Raw genomic sequence first — 16690 nt, 5'->3', positions numbered from 1 at the left:
GTTCTCGTCCCATCTCGCCACAGGGGCGCGCGGGGCTGCATATTCCTTGAATATCCGGGTCAGTGCACCAATAGCTGCGCCTCGTGCCGTTTGAGTGAACGGCGGGCCGACTGATAGGCGGCGAGACCCGAGCGCGTCTTCAGATCGGGGAACAGCTCGTAGATCTCGTTGCGCTGCGCATTGCCGAGCCCCATCAGGCTCTGATCGCCCGGCTGGAAGCTCTCCGTCCAAGCGCCATCCGACAGCACCACCTCGTGCTGGTCGAACATGAAGTGGATATAGGTGACCTCGCGCGCCTCGATCACATCCACCCCACTCAGCCCGGTCAGATGCTTGGCGGCCACCAGCACTTCGCTTTCCTCGAAGTAGAGCGCGGTCTTGTCACTGGCGACCAGCACGCGGTGGTTGGGGCTGACCAGCATGTCGCGCTCGGGCAGGCCACCACCCAGCGCACCTTTGCGGATGCGCACCGGCTGTAGGTGGCTGTTGCGCGACAGTTCGGCGCCACTCAGGCTGCGCTGGCCGATCCAGCGGATGCGTTGAATGCCGTTGTCGCGGGTGATGATCCGGTCGCCGACCTTCAGCGTCTCGACCGCCTGCTCGCCGCGCGGCGTGGCGATCAGCGTGCCGGGCGTGAAACAGGGCACGATCCGTTCGATATTGGTGAAGGTCAGCGTGCCGGTGGCATTGCCGTCCTTGTCGAAGTAGTCGACGTAGCCGTCGACGCCGTTGCCGTCACTGTCCGGCCCGGTGATGTGCAGCTTGAAGGCCCCGTCACCCGCCGAGCCGGTCAGATCCAGCGTGTCGAAGTCGTCGTCGTAGCTCAGCGAATAACCGGCACCGCCATGCACGGTGTCGCCCGCATTGACGTTGACGAAGGTGTCGCGGTCGTCGCCGCCCTCCATCCAGTCCGCGCCTTCACCACCGTCGATCAGGTCGTCGCCCTGCCCTCCCAGCAGCGTGTCATTGCCGCTGCCGCCGAAGATGCGATCGTCGTCGATGCCGCCGTCGATATAGTCGTCTCCCTCGTCGCCATACAGAACGTCGTCATCGTCCTGGCCGTAGATGTGGTCGTTGCCGGCGCCACCGTGGATCACGTCGCGGCCGTTGTCGGTCACCGGGTCGGCCGGGCCGTCGGATCCATCGTCGCGGATGTTGAAGGCATCGGGCAGATCGGGGCCGAGACCGCCATAGATCGTGTCGTCGCCGTCACCGCCGTCGATGACGTCCGAACCTTCGCCGCCGATGATATAGTCGTTGCCGCTGCCGCCAAGGATGGTGTCGTCGTCGAGGCCGCCGTCGATGGTGTCATTGCCAGAGCCGCCGTCGATGTAGTCCTTGTCGTCGCCGGTCAGGATGGTGTCGTTGCCGGCGCCGCCATAGACGATATCGCGATCGTTGTAGATATTCCCATCGGCCGGAACCGCCGGAAATCCGTTGTACGAGGGGAAGCCGCGGTCAGGCAGTCCCTTGTCGCCCGAGGTGTCGATATAGTCATCACCCGCGCCGCCATCGACATAGTCAGACCCGTTGCCGCCATAGAGCCGGTCGTTGCCATCCTCGCCGAACAGCTTGTCGTCGCCATCCTCGCCATAGATGGTGTCGTCGCCATCGCCGCCGTGCAGCGTGTCATTGCCCGGCGCGCCGTTGTCGATCACCCCGTCGTTCGCGGGATCGTAGGTCTTGTAGAAATCGCCATACTGCAGCACCCGGTCGTTGCCGGGCCCGGTGTTCATCGTCGGGCCGGCATCCGGGGCCGGCCCGTTGGTATTGCCCTCGACCGCGTAGAAGCGGGTCGGCTGGGTCCCGCCCTTGATCGAGACACCGATCACGGTCGTCGTCGCGTCCAGGTTCGGGTCACTCTCGAGGATGAAGCTGTTCAGCTGGTTGTAATACTTGTCGAGGTCGTTGCCGATGAACTTGGAGCTGCCCGAGGACGGGAAGCCGTCGACCTTGACCGAGTAGTCGATGACCCCGTCGCCGTCGCGGTCATAGTAGAAGACGACGTTCGAGATATCCTGCGGCCATTTCGCAAAGCTGTCGGCATCCTTGTGGTGCAGGTTGCTGTCGCCATAGATGACGTCATCGCCCGCGCCGCCTTCGACGTGATCGTCGCCGCTGCCGGCATAGACCGTATCGTCGCCCTTGCCGGCGTAGATCCGGTCGTTGCCGGCCCCGGCGTCGACGATATCGTCGTTGGGCGCCTCGCCCGGCAGGATGGCGTCGTTGTTGTCGATCCGGTCGCCCTCGGGATCGCCGGTATAGGCGACGTCGATGATGTCGTTGCCAGCGGTGCCTTCGACCACGCCATCGGGCTGGTCTTTGTCATCCGGACCGCAGTTGTTCGACACCGTCATAGGTCACTCCAGGGGTACCGCCGGGCACATTCGCACCACGGAAAACAAGGACGTTCGGTCCCGCGAGAGGCCGTTCGACCCCTTCATCAATACCGGGGACGGACCATCGGGCAATTTTTTTAATTTTGGGTTTCGTCGGGTCGGCCCGTTGGCTGGACAGCGCCGTATGAACCGCCCATCCTGGCGTTGCCGCGGATTGTTTCGACATCCGGAACACCAGTGTTCAGAGGCCAACCACAAGGCGCTGAAAGCAGGCCGTTTTTCAAAATTCGCGACCGGGCGGCCTCGCTCTTGTTGCGAAAACGGAAACATAAACCCGTCGACGGGCGTCGCCTTTCACACGCCATGGTTGCGCCATAATATCGCCACATTTGCACATCGGATCATCAACAATCCAACCGTAAACGTGCGAATGTCGCCCGGCTTCACCCGATTCAAGCCGGAATTTGCAGGATGGCGACCAAACACCCAAGCAAACTCCGAATCGATTCGAGCCGTCTCAGACGAGCCCGGAGAAGCGCTCGGGCAGCCGGTATTGCGTATCGGTCTCAGGCCGCTCGAAAGCCCAGTAGCCGGTCGTGCCGCGCGCCTTCCAGGTGCGGTGCATACGCTTGCGCAGCGGCCCCATCGCAAAGCCCTCCTGCATTGCCAGCCTGGCAAAGCCCTCGAATACCGCCCGGTCCTCTCCCCGCGCCTCGGCGAACCAATGGCGGCCGATGGCGGTTTCCTTGATCGTTCCCCCGATGGCCTCGGTCACGGCGTTGCGCCGGTTCATCGCCTCGGCATAGGCGGTGAAATCGCAGTATTTGAGATGCAGCAGATAGAGATGCTCGGGCGTGTGCAGCTTGTCATACTGGGTGAAGTGCCCGCCGCGCGCGATCTTGGTTCCAGCCGAGACGACACAGGGCTTGGAGTAATGCGGCGCATGGCGGACGTGCATCCGCGGGCCCAGCACCCGCTCGGCAACCGGCTCGGGCTCGATGTCGATGCGGTGGATCACCTCGAGCCCCAGCGGCGTCAGCACACGGTCGTTGGGCTGCCCTTCGAGCCAGGTCTTCAGGTCGGTGCCGGCCTCGGGGTCGAGGACGACCAACTCGTCCACGTCGCCGACGACGACATGGGTATAGTAGCAGCGCAGGCCCATGACGAAATTGTTCAGCATCCGCCAGCGCTTCATGTCGAAGTTCTTGTGGTGGTCGCCGGGAATGCCGATGACGTTGCAGCCCTCGGCCAGCCGCGCCACTTCCTCGCCCCGGCCATGGTTCACCACGTAGCAGTTCTCGCGCCCGAACAGCCCGCCGTAGTGGTGCAGCCAGGCCTTCAGGAAGAACGCGTCATCGCGCACCATGGTCAGCGCGGCCGCTGTCTGCATCGCTGTCTGCCTCTCGCCCCTGTTTTGCCTTATGCTTACCGTTGCGACAGGTATAAGAGAATCCATCATTTTCCCTGTGCCGGCAAACGTTGCCGGCGCACCATAACCGAAGGAACCCGGCCCTGCTGCCCGATGACTTTGCCCAGACCGGCCTTCTGATCCGCCGCACAGGCCCGGTTCCGAAACGGTTCCAGGTGCTGGGCGAGCGGTCTTCGGGCACCAACTACCTTTCGCGCCTGCTGTCGCGCAATTCGACGATGGAAAGCACCGAGGCTGCGGGATGGAAGCATGGCCATCCCTCGGCCCTTGCGATCCCCGCCGATGTCGCGGTGATCTGCCTGGTGCGCCACGCCGAGGACTGGGCGCGCTCGATGCATTCCAAGCCGTGGCATGCGACCCCTGCCCTGCAGGAACTGGGCTTCTCGGCCTTCCTGCGCGCGCCCTGGACCAGCATCGTCGACCGCGCCCGCTATTTCGAAGCCAAGAGCGGCCTGGTGGGCCAGCCCCTGCAGGCCGACCGCGACCCGCTGACGGGAAAGATCTGCGCAAACCTCTTCGCCCTGCGCCGCAGCAAGCTGACCGGGCTGCTGACCTACCTGAACCGCGACTGCACCATGGCGTTGGTGCGTTTGGAGGCGCTGCAGGCCGAACCCGAGGCCATGACCAACCGCCTGCTGGCCGCGCTTGGACTGCCGGCCCGCACCGCGCCGTTCAAAGGCGTGAACAAGCGGCTGGGCGCCAAGTTCAAACCGGCGATCCCGGTGCGACCGATGACGCCGGACCGGTTCTCCGAAGCCGACCGCGCCTTCATGATCAGCCAGCTCGACCTCGAGCTCGAGGCGCGGCTTGGCTATCGCTACCGGGGCGACGTCACGACCAGCTGATCGACAGTCCCGCGAAGAACCCACGTTCCGTTGTCATTTCGGCGACAGTTCCGGATTTTCACCTACAACACAAATAACTGTAAATAAAAGACTTTCTCAAAATTCAACGGCATCCTCCTGCCCGGACCTCGAATCTTCTGGGCCGTTTGCCGCTTTCTCGCCATCTTTTGCCCCCGGTTCGTTCACGAGGGCTTCATGGCCTGTTTCCTGCGTTTCGCCATGACTGTGGTGCTGCTTGCCACTGCACTTCCCGCAACCGCCCAGCCCGCCCGCTGGACGGTCGTGGGCGAGTGGGACATCTCCTATTACCCGGCCACCGGCGGTTGCCTCGCCTTCACCCGCTGGGGCAAGACCAACATGTTCATCGGCTATGACACCCGCGACGGCGTCAAGGCGCTGGACATCACCCTGCTCGATGAACGCTGGACCTCGATCGAGACCGGCGCGATCTATCCCGTCACTGTCGCCTTCGGCCACCGGCCGGCCTGGACACTCGAAATGACCGGGGTCTTCATGGATGGCGCCCCCGGCCTGAACATCCTGCTGGGCGCCGAGGGCGAAAAGTCGCGCCAGCTGCTGGCCGAGTTCCGCCGCGAGACGCGGATGACCTGGGCCTATGCCGACACCGAGCTTGGCCGCTTCCCCCTGCGCGGATCGCGCCGGGCCTTCGACGCGGTGCTCGACTGCCAGCGCCAGCACTCGAGTACCATCACCGCTCAGCAATGAAACGATTGCCTTTTGCCGCCGCTCGCGCCACCTCTTGGGGCGGGTTCCAGGGAGAGGATGACCGGATGACGCCGCAGGACGCGCATGAGCTGCTCGAGAAATACTTCGCCGACTGGGTGCGCGCGCTGGATCCGCAGGTCGAGGAGGTCGGCGCCGACCATGTGGTCGTGCGTATGCCGATCGGGCCGCAGCTGATCCGGGTCGGCGGCATCGTCTCGGGCCAGGCGCTGGCGGCGCTGGCCGATACCGCGATGGTTCTGGCGGCTGTCGCCAATGCCGGCGGCTTCCGTCCCTTCGCCACCACCGACCTGCACACCCAGTTCCTGCGCCCCGGCACCGGCAGCGCCATCCTCTGCCGCGCCGAGGTGGTGCGGGCGGGCAAGGCGCTGGTCTTCACCCGGGCCGAGATGAGCGAGGCCGACAGCGGCAAGCTGGTCGCCACCGCCACCGCCTCGTTCTACGCGGCCTGAGACGCACGACAGGGCTTGCAATGGCGCTCCATTGCGGCAGCATGGCCGGCGGGAGGGCCACGACATGCGCCATTTCGACGAGATCTTCGCCATCTCCGCCAGCCGCCACGGCGGCGCGGATGCGCTGAACGCCAAGCTGTCAAAGCCCACACCGGCGGCGGAACTGGCCAAAGTTCCGGAAGACCGCTGGCTCGCGACCATTACGAAATGCATCTTCCAGGCCGGCTTCAACTGGAAGGTCATCGAGGCCAAGTGGGACGGCTTCGAAGCCGCCTTCCAGGGCTTCGACGTCGGCCGCAGCGCGCTGATGGATGATGCGACCTTTGACGCACTGCTGCAGGACACCCGGATTGTGCGCAACGGCACCAAGATCGCCGCCGTGCGCGACAACGCCGCCTTCCTTCTGGAGCTGCGCGACCAGGGCGGCGCGGGCAAGGTGCTGGGCGGCTGGCCCTCGAGCGATTACATCGGGCTGCTCGACCTGCTGAGGACCCGCGCCGCGCGCCTGGGCGGGACCACCGGGCAATATGCCATGCGGTTCTCGGGGCGCGACAGTTTCATCCTGTCGCAGGACGTCACCGCCCGGCTGATCGCCGAGGGGGTGATCGACAAGCCCGCAGGGTCGAAATCGTCGATGAAGGCCGTGCAGGGCGCGTTCAACACCTGGATGGAGCAGTCGGGCCGCTCTCTGACCGAGATCAGCCGCGTGCTGGCGATGAGCCTGTGAAGGAACGCCCGCACCGTGATCTGCCCGCTCTTCCGGTCCGACGATCCCGAGGCTAGGCTCGCGCCATGATCCTGCGCCTGCTGCTCTGCTCTGTCCTCGCGCTGGCCGCCTGCGGCCGCCCGCTCACCGTGAACGAACGCGCCTTTGCCGCCGCGATCATGGGGGACCAGCTGAACGCCAAACGAATTCGCCTTGTCGATGGCGCGCCGGTCGGGCCAGTGACCTTCCACCGCAAGCCGCGCCCGCGCGTGACCTGCCGCGAGTTGATCCTGCCGCCGGTCAAGGAGGCCATCGTCACCGCGAAGCCCGCCGCCGTGACCCTGTTCAACACGGTCTTCTTCGCCCGCGACTGGTACACCGACGACTACCTGCGCGGCTATCCCGACCGGATGAGCCTGACCGCCGCCATGCTGCTCGGGCACGAGCTGGTGCATGTCTGGCAATGGCAGAACCGCGACCGCACAGGCTACAGCCCGCTGCGCGCCGCCGCCGAGCACGGGCGGTCGCCCGATCCCTACCTGTTCTCGCTCGATACCTCGCCCGACCTGCTCGACTTCGGCTTTGAACAGCAGGGTTCGATCATGGAGGAATATGTCTGCTGCCGCGCGCTGGCGCCCGATGCCGCCCGCACCAAGCGCCTGCACGAGATGCTGAGCGCCAACCTGCCGGTCTCGGACCTGCCGAAGAACGGCAAACGAGAGCGCGACGTCTTCCTGCCGTGGAAGGACGCCGAACTGGACGGGATCTGCGATTAGGGCTCAGCTGCCCTGGATGCTTTCCAGGTAGAACAGCAGCGCCGCCAGCGAACGCGGCGTCGGGGTCATCACGCCGTCGACCTCGACCGGCACCTGTTCGCCCGACAGCAACGCGCCGAATTCCGGCATCAGCTCGGCGGGCAGCTTGCCCCGGCCATAGCCGTCGATCTGCGACATCACATGGGCGCGCGGGAAGACACCGTCGTAGCGCGCGGTGATCGACGTCAGGTCGGGCGCCTTCTTGCGCCCCACCAGGATGCCGCCGCGCGCGTCATTGCCGTGACAGGAGGTGCAGTTCTCGCGGAACAACACCTCGCCTTCGGTCGGCTCCGGCATTGCCTCGGCCACGCAGGCAGCCACGAGGGCAGTCAACGGCAGGGCGCTCCACACCATCCAGTTCATTCTATTCTGTCCCACTCAGTTGACTTGCAGAGATTCGATATAAGCGACCAGGTCGACGATCGGCTTGCTGGTCAGGATCGGTTGCCCCGCCGGCGTCTTAAGGGCGGTATCGTTGCCCTCGAAGAAATAGCCATAGACCGGCATCGGAGAGCCGTGGCTCACCAGCGGATCGCGCCCGTCGATGCGCGCCACCACGCGGGCGGTCGGGAAAGTGCCGTTGTTTGTCGCCGTCAGCCGCGTCAGGTCGACCGGCTTGATCGTCAGCACCCCGGCCATTGGCCCCTTGCCGTCGGCATCCAGCCCGTGACAGGTGGCGCAATGGGACAGGAACAGCTCCTCGCCCAGCTTGGCATCCTGCGCCGACGCCGACAGCGCCGTCGCCACCACCATGCATACCGCCGCAACTCCGAATCGCACGCTCATTTTCGCCTCCTGACTGGCCCGGGTGCCCCACCCCAGCTTTGACGCCGATTGTGGGCCAATCCATGATCGAGATCAACGGCGCCCGGCCGGGACAGGATGCCGCTTGGCCATCGCCGCCGCTTGTGCATAGGGTCGGGTCCGAACGAATGAGGCGCCGATGACCGAGTCCTGCGATATACTGATTTCCGGCGGCGGGGTCGCCGGCCTGACCGCGGCAGCCGCTTTCGGCGCCGCGGGGTTCCGGGTGATCTGCGTCGACCCTGCCCCGCCCGTCACCTCGCGCGATGCCGAAGGGTCCGACTTGCGCACCACCGCGATCCTGCAACCAGCGCGCGGCCTGTTGGAGGCCTGCGGCCTCTGGGTTCGCTTTGCCCCCCACGCCGAACCCTTGCAGATCATGCGGATCGTCGATGCCGGGGGTGAGGTCGCCGAGCCCCGCATCGTCAAGGAGTTCGACGCCGCCGACATCTCGGACCAGCCTTTCGGCTGGAACCTGCCCAACTGGTTGCTGCGGCGCGAGCTGGTCGCCCATCTCGCCACCCTGCCGAACGTCGATTTCCGTCCCGGCACCGCGGCCAGGGCACTGTTCACCCGCACCGCCGAGGCCCGCGTGACGCTCTCGGACGGGGGCCGCGTCACCGCCCGGCTGGTAGTGGCCGCCGACGGCCGCGACTCGCCCATGCGGCAGGCCGCCGGGATCGGCGTCACCACCTCGCGCTATGGCCAGAAGGCGCTGGCCTTTGCCGTCACTCACCCCGAGCCGCACCGCAATGTCTCGACCGAGATCCACCGCTCGGGCGGGCCCTTCACGCTGGTGCCGCTGCCTGACTACCAGGGCAAGCCCTCCTCGGCCGTGGTCTGGATGGAGCGCGGCCCGCGCGTGCTGGACCTAGCGGCGCTGGACGTGCCGGCTTTCGAGGCGGCGATGACCGAACGCTCCTGCGCGCTGTTCGGGCCGCTGACGCTGGCCTCGCGGCGCACGGTCTGGCCGATCATCCTGCAACATGCCGACCGGCTTTCGGGCGAGCGCATCGCGCTGATTGCCGAGGCGGCCCATGTGGTGCCGCCGATCGGGGCGCAGGGGCTGAACATGTCGCTGGCCGATCTGCGCGCCCTGCTCGACCTGGCTCAGGCCAACCCCGACCGGCTGGGCGATGCCACGATGCTGGACGCCTATCACGACGCCCGGATCAACGACATCCGCCTGCGGGTGCGCGGCATCGACCTGTTGAACCGCGCCTCGATGGCCGCGCAGCAGCCGCTGCGCGATGCCCGCGCGGCCGGGCTGAACGCGCTCTACGGTCTGGCGCCGGTGCGCCACACGTTGATGCGCATGGGGCTCGGGGTCAGCTGATGCGCCGCGCCGGGGCCTTCCTGGCGGGGCACTGGCATCTGCTGGCGCTGGTGGTGGTGATCTTCGCGCTCTGGCGCACCCCGGTGGTGATGCCGCTGAAGCTGCTGGTGGTCTTCCTGCACGAGGTCTCGCACGCCCTGGCCACGCTGCTGACCGGCGGCAGCGTCGAGAGCCTGACGCTCAGCCCCGACCAGGGCGGCATGGTGATCTCGCGGGGAGGCAACCGCTTTGTCACACTGAGCGCCGGTTATCTCGGCTCGCTGCTGATCGGCGTGGCGCTGTTTGTCATCGCGGTCCGAACCCATCTCGACCGCGCCCTGCTGGCCTTTCTGGGCGCGCTACTGCTGGCCGTCAGTCTGATCTACGTGCGCGACCTCTTCGCACTGGCCTTCGGCATTGCCACCGGCGCGGCCATGCTGGCCGCCGCGCGCTATCTGCCCCGCGATGCCTGCGACCTGGTCCTGCGGGTGATCGGTCTCGCCAGCATGATCTATGTGCCCTACGATATCTTCTCCGACACCATCGCCCGCGCCCACCTGCAATCCGACGCCTGGATGCTGGCGCAGGAGTTCGGCGGGCCGACCCTGTTCTGGGGCGGCCTCTGGCTGGTCATCTCGCTGGGTGTCATCGCCCTCTGCCTGCGCTACGGGCTCGGGGCGAGCAGCAACTTCCGGCGCGGTCAGAGCACCTGATCGATCACCCGCTTGAGCCGCGCCAGGGTGGCATCGACGTCAAAGAGCTTGTCGAGCCCGAAGAGGCCCAGCCGGAAGGTGCGGAAATCCGGGCCCTCGTCGCATTGCAGCGGCACGCCGGCGGCGATCTGCATACCCAGCGCGGCGAACTTCTTGCCGTTCTGGATCTCCGGGTCGGTGGTATAGCTGACCACGACGCCGGGCGCGCCGAAGCCCTCGGCCGCGACCGAGACCACGCCCTTGGCCTTGAGGATGGCGCGCACGCCGTCGCCCAGTTTCCACTGGGCCTCGCGCAGGCGGTCGAAGCCGTAATCCTTGGTCTCGATCATGGTGTCACGGAAGGCGCGCAGCGCGTCGGTCGGCATGGTCGCGTGATAGGAGTGGCCGCCGCCTTCGTAGGCCGCCATGATCGAGCGCCATTTCCTGAGGTCGATTGCAAAGCTGTCCGAGGTCGTCTCTTCCAGCCGGGCCGCGCCGCGTTCCGAGAGCATCACCAGGCCCGCGCTGGGAGAGGCGCTCCAGCCCTTCTGCGGGGCCGAGATCAGCACGTCGACTCCGGTGGTCTTCATGTCGACCCAGGCGCAGCCCGAGGCGATGCAGTCGAGCACCATCAGCGCGCCCACCTCATGCGCCGCGGCCGAGAGCGCGCGGATATAGTCATCGGGCAGGATCACCCCGGCCGCCGTCTCGACATGGGGCGCAAAGACCACCTCGGGCTTCTGTTCGCGGATCGCCGCGACGACCTCGTCGATCGGCGCGGGTGCGAAGGGCGACGGCGAGGCGTTGCCGGTGGGACGGGCCTTCATCACCGTGGCGCTGGCCGCGATGCCGCCGGTCTCGACGATCTGGCTCCAGCGATAGGAGAACCAGCCGTTGCGCACCACGAGCACTCTGGCGCCGCGGGCGAACTGGCGGGCCACCGCCTCCATCGCATAGGTGCCGCCGCCGGGGACCACGGCCACCGCATCGGCGTTGTAGACCTCTTTCAGCATGGCCGAGATGTCCCGCATAACCTGCTGGAAAGTCTGGCTCATGTGGTTGAGCGAGCGATCGGTGAAGACGACCGAGAATTCCTCGAGCCCCTCGGGGTCGACGGTGTTGAGCAGAGCGGGCATGGCTTCCTCCTGGGTGCGGTTGGCCCAAGGCTTAGCGCCTGATGCGCCGGGGCGCAATTTCCCGTTCAGCCGATCGGGCCGGGCCGTCGTTCTTCGGACAAGAGCACATTGGCCTCGATCTCGCCCGCGCCGGGGAGCGTCATGATGCGCCGCCGCAGCACGCGCTCGAAGTCGGCCAGGTCGCGCGCCACCACCCGCAGGCGAAAGTCGAAGCGGCCCAACACATGTTCGACCGTCTGCACTTCGGGGATAGCGCTGACCGTGCGCTCAAAGTCGGCAAAGCTGGCCCGGCCCTTGCGCGAGAGCTTGATGCCGAGGAAGACCGTCACCCCGAACCCCAGCGCCTCGGCATTGAGGCGCAGCCGGCGGCCCTTGATCGCCCCGCCCTCCTCCAGCCGCTTGACCCGCCGCCAGGTCGCCGGCTGCGACAGCCCGAACCGGCGCCCCAGCGCCCCGGCGGTCTGGGTCGCATCCTGCGCCAGCGCCCGCAGGATCATGCGGTCGATCTCGTCCAGATCCATCACAGCGGCAGCACCTCGTCGGTCTTGATCCGCGCGATATGCATCAGCGCCTCGACATCGGCGATATGGGGCAGCGTCAGGATGCGCTCGCGGTAGACCTCCTGGTAGTGGCGCAGGTCGCGCGCGATCACCGAGAGGCGCACGTCGACGAGGCCGAGGAAGGTCTGGATTTCCAGCACCTCGGGCACCTCGCGCGCGGCGGCGATGAATTCGTCGAAGGCGCGCGGCTGGTCCTTGTCGATGGTAAAGCGCAGGCTGACCTCGAGCGTATAGCCAAGCGCGCTCCAGTCGATCACCGCCTCTTCGGCCAGGATCACCCCTTCCGAGCGCATCCGGTCGAGGCGGCGCCAGCAGGTGGCTGCCGTCACGCCGGCCCGTTCGGCCAGGTCGGCGGTTGCCAGGGCCGGCTCGGCCTGGAAATGGCGCAGGATACGGCGGTCGACGTCGTCGAGAATGATCATTTCACATTTCCCATCCTGGAGGAATGATCTTTCCCCTCCATCGCAAAGACTCCCGCAAACCGCAATCGCATTATGCGCCGGGCATCGCTAGAACTGCGCAGGTCAACTCAAGGAAGGACAGGAACATGCGCGTCTATTATGATCGTGACTGCGACATCAACCTCATCAAGGACAAGAAAGTGGCGATCCTCGGCTATGGCAGCCAGGGCCACGCCCACGCGCTGAACCTGCGGGATTCGGGCGCCAAGAACCTTGTCGTCGCACTGCGCGAAGGCTCCCCCTCGGCCAAGAAGGCCGAAGGCGAAGGCCTGAAGGTCATGGGCATTGCCGAGGCTGCCGCCTGGGCCGACCTCATCATGTTCACCATGCCCGACGAACTGCAGGCCGACACCTACAAGAAATACGTCAAGGACAACATCCGTGAAGGCGCGGCGATTGCCTTCGCCCACGGCCTGAACGTGCACTTCGGCCTGATCGAGGCGCCCGCCGGCGTCGACGTCATCATGATGGCGCCCAAGGGCCCCGGCCACACCGTGCGCGGCGAATACACCAAGGGCGGCGGCGTGCCCTGCCTCGTGGCCGTGCATAACGACGCCTCGGGCCGCGCACTGGAAATCGGCCTGTCCTACTGCTCCGCCATCGGCGGCGGCCGCTCGGGCATCATCGAGACAAACTTCCGCGAAGAGTGCGAAACCGACCTCTTCGGCGAGCAAGCCGTGCTCTGCGGCGGCCTGGTCGAACTGATCCGCATGGGCTTCGAAACCCTGGTCGAAGCCGGTTACGCCCCGGAGATGGCCTATTTCGAGTGCCTCCACGAGGTGAAGCTGATCGTCGACCTGATCTATGAAGGCGGCATCGCGAACATGAACTACTCGATCTCGAACACCGCCGAATACGGCGAATACGTTTCGGGCCCGCGCATCCTGCCCTACGAAGAGACCAAGGCACGGATGAAGGCGGTTCTGAGCGACATCCAGACCGGCAAGTTCGTGCGTGACTTCATGCAGGAAAACGCCGTGGGCCAGCCCTACTTCAAGGCGACCCGCCGGATCCACGACGAGCACCAGATCGAAGCCGTCGGCGAGAAGCTGCGCGCCATGATGCCCTGGATCACCAAGGGCAAGATGGTCGACAAGGCCAAGAACTGATCCCTTCCGCACGGAAGCGAATGGCGGAACGGCGGGAGCGATGCTCCCGCCGTTTTGCGTTTTGGCGGCGGGGGGCCGCGCAGAATGCCGGTTCACTGCGCAAGGCACTGCCCTGCGATGATGCGCCCCTACGTGGCCCATCGCGCGGATTTAAGAAATGACATATGACCTTTGCGCGAATCGGTTTTCCGGAGCCTCCCTTGTCCTTCCCATCCGTTTTCTCCTTGCTGCGCGGCCTTACCGCCGCCTGCGCCTTCATCCTGCTTGCCGCCGCGCCGCTGGCTGCTCAGACAGCCCCTGCCGCCGAGGTCCGGATCGAATACGGCCCCGCGCAGCCCTTCTCGCTGGACTGGCTGAAGGCCCGCGCCCGCGATCTGGCCGGCCAGCCCCACGTCGCGCCGGTCATCGCCGATCCGGCGGCGCTCGATGCGATCGACTACGATGCGCATTGGAAGATCCAGTTCCGCAAGGATCACACCATCATGGCCGGGCCCGAGGCGCCGGTGCAGTTCTTCCACATGAACCGGTATTCGCGCGATCCGGTGCGGATCAGCATGGTAAGCGGCAACGAGGCCCGCGAGGTGCGCTACAGCGCCTCGTTCTTCGACATGCCCGAGGACAGCCCGGCGAAGAAGATCGAGGACCACGCCGCCTTTGCCGGCTTCCGGGTGATGCGGCCGGATCTGAAGACCGACTGGATCTCGTTCTTGGGCGCCTCATATTACCGGACCGACGGGGCCGAGAAGCAGTATGGCATGTCGGTGCGAGGCCTGGCGATCAACACCGGGATGGCGCAGCCCGAGGAGTTCCCGCGCTTCACCGAGTTCTACATCGCCGCCGGCGAGAACGGGGCGGCGGCGACGATCTATGCGCTGCTTGACGGACCGAGCGTGACCGGCGCCTATCGGTTCGACGCGGCGAACGGCGACGGGCAGGTGATCGAGGTCAGCGCCACGCTGTTCTTCCGCAACGGGGTGGAACGGCTGGGGATCGCGCCGATGACCTCGATGTACTGGTATTCCGAGACCAACCGGAACCTCGCCTTCGACTGGCGGCCGGAGGTGCATGATTCCGACGGGCTGGCCATGCTGACCGGCGGCGGCGAGCGGATCTGGCGGCCCTTGGCGAACCCCGACCGGGTGGTGACGTCGAGCTTCATGGATGCCAACCCGCGCGGGTTTGGGTTGATGCAGCGCGACCGGAGCTTTGCGAACTATCAGGACGACGGGGTCTTCTACAACAAGCGGGCCTCGGTCTGGATCGAGCCGCGGGGCGACTGGGGGCCGGGACAGGTGCAGCTGGTCGAGATCCCGACCGATGACGAGATCTATGACAATATCGTCGCCTACTGGCTGCCGGCGAAGCTGCCGGCGGCGGGTGAGGCGCTGGAGATCGGCTACCGGCAGGTCTGGGGCTCGGGGCAGCCGGACGTGGGGGCGCTGGCGCATACGGTGGCGACCCGCTACGGGCGGGGCGGCGTGCCGGGGCAGCCGCGGCCGACGGACGAGTTGAAGGTGCAGATCGATTTCTCGGGCGCGGTGCTCGAGGGCTTGGGCGCGGCGGACGGGGTGAAGCCGATGGTCAGCGCCGGCGCCGGGGTCGAGGTGCTGCGGGCCGCGGCGCGGCCGATCGTGGGGACCGACGACTGGCGGCTGAGCTTCGATCTGAAGCTGAAGACCGATGCAGACACGCTGGATGTGCGGGCCTATCTCGACCGGGAGGGCATGCCGCTTACGGAGACCTGGCTGGGCCAAGTGCATCCGGGCCTCTTCGGCCTGTCGGGGGCGGCGCGGGCGGCCTCGAATTGAGCCTCTCCGGCTGGGGCGCGGAAGCGTCCCAGCTAGGACGGGGGGTCATGTTATTGAAACCATTGATAAAACGTCGGGAGTGAATCTAGGACACTGTTGCCGCGCCTAATTCAGGCCCACTTTTTCGCCGCCTGGAACCTTTGCGGAAGCCACTCTCGACACCGCAATCAAGGCGCAAATTCGGCTCCGAAACCCGTTGAGGATCTGCCGCCACACCCGTGTTCCGGGATCGGCCCGGCGGCCCGTCACATCCTGCCAAGTTCCATCATCATCCGCCCGAACTGGTAGATCGTCGGCATCAGCGAGTCGATGTCGAGGTATTCCCCCGCCCCGTGGATATCCGCGCCCCAGGGCCCGAGGCCTTCGAGGACGATCACCTCGTCCGAGACGGCGGCATATCCGGCGTCGGTCGCGCCCTTGGCCATGGGGACGTAGTATATCTGTTTCGGCGAGACCTCGGAGCGCACCTTCGAGACCAGCCCCGCCGCCGCCGTCGACCTGGCGTTGGCCCGGAAACCGGGGCGCAGGATTTCGAGCGAGACGGTTGTCTCGGTGTCCGGTATCCGGCGGCCCTCGGCCACCCTGTCCTGCAGCGCCTTGAGCAGGAGAGCCTCGGCCCCCTCCTCGGTGATACGGGCGTCGCCGATGGCGACGGCGCGGTCCGGGATCTGGTTGAAGGCCTGATCGGCCTTCACGTTGGTCCAGTTGAGCTGCGCGCCAGGAACGGCATTGGCCACATCCGCCGTCTGCAGCAGTTGGTAGGCCAGTTCCAGAACCGCGTTCCGACCCTTGTCGGGGTCTGCTCCGGCATGGGCCGCAAGGCCCTTCACCTCCATCGTGACCTGCGCATAGGAGGCGGTTCCGGCCAGGACCCAGCCGAAGCCGCGCGCCATGCTGCCGCCGATCTCGAAGGAGAGGACCGCGTCCATTCCGGATGCAAGCGAGGAGATCAGCGGGCCGGAGCCGGCCGAGCCGGTCTCCTCATCGGGGTTGAAGAGGACGGTGAGGGAGGCGTAGTCGTTCCAGCCGACCTCGTGCAGCGCCGCCAGCCCGTGCAGGATCACCGCGATACCGCCTTTCGCGTCAACGACGCCGGGACCGTAGAGGCGCTGGCCGTCCTGCCGGAGCGGCATGGTGGCAAGCGTGCCGGGCGGAAACACCGTATCCATATGCGCCATGAGCATGATGCGTTTGGTTCCCGGCCCCGTCTGCGTCGCAACGAGGGTGTCGGCCTTCACGTCGAAAGCCGAGGCCTCGCGGCGGACCTCGAAGCCGAGGGTCCTGAGCCGCGCGTCCAGGGTCTCGGCCATTTTCGCCAGACCTTCGGCATCGCCGCTGCCGGATTCGATGGCGGCCAGCACCTTTACCGTTTCAAGCGCCTCTGCCGCCGCCCGTTCGGAAGCATCGGCGAGCGCCTGATTGCGCTCGGCCAGTGCGAGTGCCGGGGAGACGGCAAGCAGGAGGGATGCCAAGAG

17 protein-coding genes are annotated in these 16690 nt (G+C 66.3%); 9 read left to right on the top strand and 8 right to left on the bottom strand.

Annotated elements, in window-relative coordinates; genetic code table 11:
• Positions 1–59: 59 nt before the first annotated feature.
• Both IE266_RS14590 and IE266_RS14585 read right to left on the bottom strand, forming a co-directional pair.
• Entirely contained in the window at positions 60–2357 is a 2298-nt protein-coding gene (locus IE266_RS14590; RefSeq protein WP_189680833.1) for a Hint domain-containing protein, read from the bottom strand.
• Positions 2358–2856: 499 nt separating this feature from the next.
• Positions 2857–3729, bottom strand: a complete 873-nt coding sequence (locus tag IE266_RS14585) for a glycosyltransferase family protein (protein WP_189680832.1) — start codon at positions 3727–3729, stop codon at positions 2857–2859.
• A gap of 89 nt (positions 3730–3818) precedes the next feature.
• Here IE266_RS14585 and IE266_RS14580 point away from each other — a divergent pair, with 89 nt between their 5' ends.
• From IE266_RS14580 to IE266_RS14560, 5 genes are all read left to right on the top strand, one after another.
• On the top strand, positions 3819–4613 hold the full coding sequence (locus IE266_RS14580; protein WP_229864131.1) for a hypothetical protein: 795 nt from the start codon (positions 3819–3821) through the stop codon (positions 4611–4613).
• A 195-nt stretch (positions 4614–4808) separates the two neighbouring features.
• The gene (locus IE266_RS14575; protein WP_189680831.1) at positions 4809–5339 is read left to right on the top strand and encodes a hypothetical protein; all 531 of its coding nucleotides are present in this window, start codon (positions 4809–4811) and stop codon (positions 5337–5339) included.
• A gap of 65 nt (positions 5340–5404) precedes the next feature.
• Complete coding sequence (locus IE266_RS14570) at positions 5405–5809, top strand: PaaI family thioesterase (protein WP_189680830.1); 405 nt, start codon at positions 5405–5407, stop codon at positions 5807–5809.
• A 64-nt stretch (positions 5810–5873) separates the two neighbouring features.
• Positions 5874–6536: a DNA-3-methyladenine glycosylase I gene (locus IE266_RS14565; protein ID WP_189680829.1), complete on the top strand. Its 663-nt coding sequence runs from the start codon at positions 5874–5876 to the stop codon at positions 6534–6536.
• 65 nt (positions 6537–6601) lie between these two features.
• Positions 6602–7291, top strand: a complete 690-nt coding sequence (locus IE266_RS14560) for an eCIS core domain-containing protein (protein WP_189680828.1) — start codon at positions 6602–6604, stop codon at positions 7289–7291.
• Positions 7292–7294: 3 nt separating this feature from the next.
• On the opposite strand, the gene IE266_RS14555 is transcribed toward IE266_RS14560, so the two are convergent.
• Together IE266_RS14555 and IE266_RS14550 are read right to left on the bottom strand one after the other, a co-directional pair.
• The gene (locus IE266_RS14555) at positions 7295–7693 is read right to left on the bottom strand and encodes a c-type cytochrome (protein ID WP_308434597.1); all 399 of its coding nucleotides are present in this window, start codon (positions 7691–7693) and stop codon (positions 7295–7297) included.
• Between the two features lie 15 nt (positions 7694–7708).
• Positions 7709–8116 (bottom strand): c-type cytochrome, encoded by a 408-nt coding sequence (locus IE266_RS14550; protein ID WP_189680827.1) that lies wholly within the window; start codon positions 8114–8116, stop codon positions 7709–7711.
• 157 nt (positions 8117–8273) lie between these two features.
• Between IE266_RS14550 and IE266_RS14545 the strand changes: the two genes are divergently transcribed.
• Entirely contained in the window at positions 8274–9470 is a 1197-nt protein-coding gene (locus IE266_RS14545; RefSeq protein ID WP_189680826.1) for a UbiH/UbiF family hydroxylase, read from the top strand.
• The gene (locus IE266_RS14540) at positions 9470–10162 is read left to right on the top strand and encodes a M50 family metallopeptidase (protein WP_189680825.1); all 693 of its coding nucleotides are present in this window, start codon (positions 9470–9472) and stop codon (positions 10160–10162) included. Before IE266_RS14545 ends, IE266_RS14540 begins: the two co-directional genes overlap by 1 nt.
• Here the strand turns inward: IE266_RS14540 and IE266_RS14535 are convergent.
• From IE266_RS14535 to IE266_RS14525, 3 genes are all read right to left on the bottom strand, one after another.
• On the bottom strand, positions 10150–11277 hold the full coding sequence (locus IE266_RS14535) for an aminotransferase class V-fold PLP-dependent enzyme (RefSeq protein ID WP_189680824.1): 1128 nt from the start codon (positions 11275–11277) through the stop codon (positions 10150–10152). The genes IE266_RS14540 and IE266_RS14535 overlap by 13 nt on opposite strands.
• 65 nt (positions 11278–11342) lie before the next feature.
• Positions 11343–11801 carry an Lrp/AsnC family transcriptional regulator gene (locus tag IE266_RS14530; protein ID WP_189680823.1) on the bottom strand — a complete coding sequence of 153 codons (459 nt, stop codon included), beginning with the start codon at positions 11799–11801 and terminating at the stop codon, positions 11343–11345.
• A complete protein-coding gene (locus IE266_RS14525; RefSeq protein WP_189680933.1) occupies positions 11798–12253 on the bottom strand; it encodes an Lrp/AsnC family transcriptional regulator in 456 nt (151 codons plus the stop codon). Before IE266_RS14525 ends, IE266_RS14530 begins: the two co-directional genes overlap by 4 nt.
• Before the next feature lie 131 nt (positions 12254–12384).
• Between IE266_RS14525 and ilvC the strand changes: the two genes are divergently transcribed.
• Both ilvC and IE266_RS14515 read left to right on the top strand, forming a co-directional pair.
• Positions 12385–13407: a ketol-acid reductoisomerase gene (ilvC, locus tag IE266_RS14520; protein ID WP_189680822.1), complete on the top strand. Its 1023-nt coding sequence runs from the start codon at positions 12385–12387 to the stop codon at positions 13405–13407.
• 200 nt (positions 13408–13607) lie between these two features.
• A complete protein-coding gene (locus tag IE266_RS14515; RefSeq protein WP_229864130.1) occupies positions 13608–15215 on the top strand; it encodes an OpgD/OpgG family glucan biosynthesis protein in 1608 nt (535 codons plus the stop codon).
• Between the two features lie 245 nt (positions 15216–15460).
• Here IE266_RS14515 and IE266_RS14510 read toward each other — a convergent pair whose 3' ends face one another.
• Positions 15461–16687: a glutamate carboxypeptidase gene (locus tag IE266_RS14510; RefSeq protein ID WP_189680820.1), complete on the bottom strand. Its 1227-nt coding sequence runs from the start codon at positions 16685–16687 to the stop codon at positions 15461–15463.
• Positions 16688–16690 lie beyond the last annotated feature (3 nt).

It is taken from the genome of Seohaeicola zhoushanensis, assembly GCF_014656415.1.
Classification (GTDB): Bacteria; Pseudomonadota; Alphaproteobacteria; order Rhodobacterales; family Rhodobacteraceae; genus Seohaeicola_A; species Seohaeicola_A zhoushanensis.
This window is presented reverse-complemented; position numbering and strand designations above follow the sequence as displayed.